General features: G+C 48.5%; 1 protein-coding gene. It reads right to left on the bottom strand.

Features of this window, described 5'->3' with window-relative positions; genetic code table 11:
* On the bottom strand, positions 1–208 hold a 208-nt coding region (locus ACZ3HH_RS30010; RefSeq protein ID WP_465810213.1), incomplete at its 3' end, for a response regulator.
* Positions 209–272: the final 64 nt, after the last annotated feature.

Here is a 272-nt window from a genome sequence, read left to right as displayed (position 1 = left end):
TCAGATTGCGATATGACAAGGCTTGGGCAATCGTGGTACGCAGCTCATAGTCTTGCCACGGTTTGCAGATAAAACGATAAATCTCTGCTTCGTTCAATGCACTCAACACCGCTTGCAAATCGGCATAACCTGACAAAATCAGACGCATGGCATCTGGCTGAATCTTGCGAAAAGCCTGTAAAAAAGTCACGCCATCCATCTCGGGCATACGATAGTCCGATAACACGAGGTCAATAGGTAGTTGTCGGGCTCGCACCAAAGCGGCTTCAGGA

This window comes from Pseudomonas sp. PME37.24/025 (assembly GCF_055556615.1).
The sequence above is the reverse complement of the archived record's forward strand: the minus strand, read 5'-3'. Positions and strand labels throughout refer to the sequence as shown.